The sequence below is a fragment of the Dietzia sp. CW19 genome (genome assembly GCF_014145265.1).
Classification (GTDB): domain Bacteria; phylum Actinomycetota; class Actinomycetes; order Mycobacteriales; family Mycobacteriaceae; genus Dietzia; species Dietzia natronolimnaea.
On sequence record NZ_JAALEE010000426.1, the window covers coordinates 1 to 2,320 of the forward strand.

At 69.9% G+C, this 2,320-nt stretch carries 4 protein-coding genes; 3 read left to right on the forward strand and 1 reads right to left on the reverse strand.

Annotated features, from left to right (window positions below; all coding sequences use genetic code 11):
• The 3 genes from G6021_RS12600 to G6021_RS12610 all read left to right on the forward strand — a co-directional run.
• A partial coding sequence (locus G6021_RS12600) for a hypothetical protein (protein ID WP_182641438.1) occupies positions 1-203 on the forward strand: 203 nt, incomplete at its 5' end.
• Between the two features lie 138 nt (positions 204-341).
• Positions 342-623: a DUF2516 family protein gene (locus G6021_RS12605; protein ID WP_179523422.1), complete on the forward strand. Its 282-nt coding sequence runs from the start codon at positions 342-344 to the stop codon at positions 621-623.
• Entirely contained in the window at positions 620-1,330 is a 711-nt protein-coding gene (locus G6021_RS12610; RefSeq protein WP_182610498.1) for a MerR family transcriptional regulator, read from the forward strand. The genes G6021_RS12605 and G6021_RS12610 overlap by 4 nt, the downstream gene beginning before the upstream one ends.
• A 26-nt stretch (positions 1,331-1,356) precedes the next feature.
• On the opposite strand, the gene purU is transcribed toward G6021_RS12610, so the two are convergent.
• Positions 1,357-2,223 (reverse strand): formyltetrahydrofolate deformylase, encoded by an 867-nt coding sequence (gene purU, locus G6021_RS12615; protein ID WP_179523420.1) that lies wholly within the window; start codon positions 2,221-2,223, stop codon positions 1,357-1,359.
• Between the last annotated feature and the right edge of the window lie 97 nt (positions 2,224-2,320).

Below are 2,320 nucleotides of genomic sequence, written 5' to 3' on the forward strand. Positions count from 1 at the left end.
ACCAAGTCGACCCCGGCCGCCAAGACGGCGTCCACCTCGGCGACCAAGTCGACCTCCGGGTCGGCGTCGGGCTCGACCTCGGGTTCGGGCTCGACCTCCGGTTCGGGCTCGGCCAGCACGCCGTCGTCGTCCTCGACGACCTAGTCCTCGTCGTCGACCGACAAGTCGTCCGACTCCGGCAGCAAGTGAGTCACCGCGGCTGAGGCCGCAGTCAGCCGCCCCCGGCCCGCTCTCCCCGAGCGGGCCGGGGGCGGCTCTCGTCACGGGGCCGTCGAACCCCCAACTCCACGCCGTGAACATCGATGGCCGGGGTGTCGGACGCGCCGACTACACTGGCGGTTGTGATAGATGCATTGCCCGGAACCTGGGGCCTCATCCAGCTCGCGATCCAGGCGGCCCTCGTGGCGTGGGCGCTCGTCGGCCTGGTGCTGGCGGTCCTTCCTCCCGCGTCGGCGTACTCGATGGAGGGGAAGTGGCCCAAACCGGCCTGGATCGGTATCTGCGCCGGAGCCGCCCTCTTCTTCGCGATCCGGCCGTTCGGGATCCTCGGAATCGTGGCGATGGTGGCGGTCGGGGTGTTCTTCGCCGACGTCAGGCCTGCCGTCGGCGGCAGACGCAGGTGAGCGCCAGGGGGTCCGCGCCGCTGCAGCGCATCGAGGAGCTGGCGGAGACCTCCGGCGCGACCGTTCGCAATATCCGCGTCTATCAGGAACGCGGGTTGCTCCAGCCGCCCATCCGACAGGGCCGGACCGCGCTCTACGGGCCGGATCACCGCAGTCGGCTCGACCTGATCCTTCGCCTGCTCAACCGGGGATACACGTTCGCCACGATCGAGGAGCTGCTCATCGCCGAGCGGCACGGGTTCACCCTCGCCGAGTTGCTCGAGGTCGAGAGCGTACGGGGCGAGCGCAGGCCCTCGGGGTCCCGACGGCGACTCACCCGGGCGGAGTCCCAGGCGGTCGCCTCGTTCGACATGCCCGAGGAGTTGATCGACGTGGGGGAGTCCCTCGGTCTGATCACCGAACCGGGAGCAGCCGACCACTTCTTCTCCGACGTCTACATGGCCGATCTCCTGCGTGACCTGATCGTCCTCGGCGTGGACGAGGAGGGTATCGAGAAGATCGGCCGCCTGTTCATGGAGGGTCAGAGCCGGGCGGCAGAGGCGTTCACCGTTCTGGTGGAGACCGTTCGCGGGGCGGGGATGGACCAGGCCGTGCTCGAGAAGCGGGTCCGGTCGATTCTTCCCCGGGCCGGCGCGGCCGCCCGGTTGATCTTCCTGTCCGCCGCCGAGACCCTGCTCACCGAGCGCCACGGTTTCTCCCGCGGCTGAGCCTTCTCCTGTCGCTGGGCCTCGTCTCAGGTGAAGACGACGGTCCGGGCGTCGTGGACCAGGACGCGGTCCTCGAGGTGCCACCGCAGCCCGCGGGCCAGCACCAGCTTCTCGGCGTCGCGGCCCTGCCGGACCATGTCCTGCACTGTCGCCGCGTGGTCGACGCGGATGACGTCCTGCTCGATGATCGGTCCCTCGTCGAGGTCGGCGGTGACGTAGTGGCAGGTCGCCCCGATGAGCTTGACCCCCCGGATGTGCGCCTGGTGATAGGGGCGCGCCCCCACGAAGCTCGGCAGGAAGCTGTGATGGATGTTGAGGGCGCGACCGGCCCAGCGGGAGCACAGGTCATCCGGCAGGACCTGCATGAAGCGGGCCAGGACGATCGCGTGCGGGTCGATGTCGTCGACGATCGAGGACACCTCGGCGAACGCGGGGCCCCGCTCAGCCGGATCCGCCGGGAACGGCACGTGGTGGAAGGGGATGCCGTGCGCCTCGGTCATCCCCCGCAGGGTGTCGTGGTTGCCGATCACGGCGCGGATGCGGGCGGGGAAGTCCCCGCTGTCCACCCGGCCCATGAGGTCGTGCAGGCAGTGCCCCTCCTTGGACACCAGGACGACGATGTCCTTCGGTTCGCTGGAGTCGGCGATGTTCCAGTCCGTCTCCGGGCCGAGCTCGGCGGCCACCCGTGAGAAGCGGCGGCGCAGCTCGTCGAGGTCCATCCCGATCGACTCGGCGTCCACGGACTGCCGGGTGAAGAACCAGCGGGAGTTCTCGTCCGCGTGGTAGGCCGCCTCCACGATGGTGCCGCCGAGCTCGGCGAGGAACGTGGCGATGCGGGCGACGATGCCGATGCGGTCGGGGCAACCCAGCGTGAGGACGTAGCGGCGTGACATGAACGGTCATTGTGCCAGCAGGGGGTGGTGGGGAGCCCCGCTAGGCTGGCCGGCATGGATGCCACGCCACAGATTCAGCTGACCCGCGCCCGCGTCG